The 1,667-nt window shown below is 32.1% G+C and carries 1 protein-coding gene; it reads right to left on the reverse strand.

Going from position 1 to position 1,667, the window contains the following annotated elements; translation table 11 throughout:
• Positions 1-395 precede the first annotated feature (395 nt).
• The gene (locus ACOVQ4_RS13290; protein ID WP_421821119.1) at positions 396-677 is read right to left on the reverse strand and encodes a hypothetical protein; all 282 of its coding nucleotides are present in this window, start codon (positions 675-677) and stop codon (positions 396-398) included.
• Between the last annotated feature and the right edge of the window lie 990 nt (positions 678-1,667).

Consider the following 1,667-nt stretch of genomic DNA (forward strand, 5'->3'; position numbering starts at 1 on the left):
AGGTTAATAGTATATTGGTTGTTCAAAGATATTCATAATCAAAAGGTTATAGTTAAATTTTGCCTCAGATATACTATTTATTTAATCTCAAAGGTAAAAGTTGAGGGTAACCTTTTGATTATGATACAATAACAGCTTTACTCTTAACTAATGACGTCTCTTTACTTAGATGCAATTGTTTTGTACTAGTATTAATCAACTGCCTTACCAAGCTAAATACGCTTTAATTGACATAGAATAAGCGCAAAGCGTGCTGCTAAGGCACAGGTTTATTGTTCAGAAGATATCAGACTTCTGAATATATATTTTCATAGCGGACTACACAAAACTCAAGTTAAGCTTAATTGCCACCTTCGAATTTTCCTAAATTTAGTAGGTAAATGCATAAAATATCATTAACCCTTCTGTGTATACGTCTCCTCAGCTTTTAGGTCTTCCTTAACAAAAAATACAGACTTGCATGAAAGGCACTTGTAAGATTTTACCTGAATTCCTTTCATCTCTCTAAACTTGCTCATTAGGAAAGGTGTTTTTACGCGCGTGCCGTAATTCTGCGAGCATACAGGACAATGATTGTGCGAAACTAATCGTTTGTGCACATAAAGGTTGTATTTGTAGCTAACATAAAGAAATGCTACGAATGCAGGAAGTAATAGTGAAATTAGTAGGTTTAACATATTAGTGTTCATGGTATTTATTTGGTGGGTTTAACTTTGAAAATTGGATTAACATCAATTCATGAAAACTTAGGCAAAACGGTTATACTGAGGTCGTAGAATACAACCTCAAAAAAATTACTGCTCTTCATATTTTTTGCTCATCTTTTACTCAATACTTAGCTTGGGTAAAACCTTATCCAAAATCAATCGATAGAAAACCGTTTAGGAGATAAGATTGTATAAATCCTTTTGTTTTTATAACTATTTCTACCGCTCAATTTTTGAATTTAGAGCATATTAGTTAACCCCTCGAATTGCTCGAATTCAAGAAGTCCTGATTGATTTATATGACTACTAAGGCAAATAGAATAAAATCAAATAGTCGTTTTATGGACTACAGTATTAATTCAAATAAATCAAATGAAGCAAGTAAACGAGCCTGAATTGGGTAAAATTTACCACATTGTATATGCAAGAAGTGCGATAATGATTTGGGAACCGCCACCAAGGTAACTTGTCCCATACCGAGAGAGATAGCGTATAATTAAAGAACTCAAAGAAGTGTAACTATAGCGTATACCAACTCGATATAATGGTTTAGATAAAAATCTACAGGTCTTTTGGTAAGCGTATATTGCTTCATGTATTACTACAAGTGCTCTTAAGCAATTTTACTTATTTTACTTTAGACCATTTCTAAATTCTCTCCCAATTTACTTTTTTATTCTGAACAATGCATCATAAAATTAGCTAAAGGTAAAAGTATCTTTCTTCGATAGATGAAAAACCTCAACATGAATGTTAGCAACAAACAAAAAGTATTAGGAAATGATAGGCACCTGTCTCAAACAGATTCAGGTGGGATAATTCAGGATTTAGGCTATTGGATTATTGATGGCAAAGCTACATATAATTTTTTTTCTGTGAAATCCCTAAAAGTAGTGGTAAGGGGTTTTACAGAAAAAAAAACTAAATGATAGGAAAGATTAAATTAATAGTATATCTGAG

The organism is Flectobacillus sp. (assembly GCF_049240685.1).
GTDB lineage: Bacteria > Bacteroidota > Bacteroidia > Cytophagales > Spirosomataceae > Flectobacillus.

Coding starts and splice junctions, on each gene's coding strand:
- ACOVQ4_RS13290 (WP_421821119.1), bottom strand. CDS start 677: ATGTTAAACCTACTAATTTCACTATTACTTCCTGCATTCGTAGCATTT.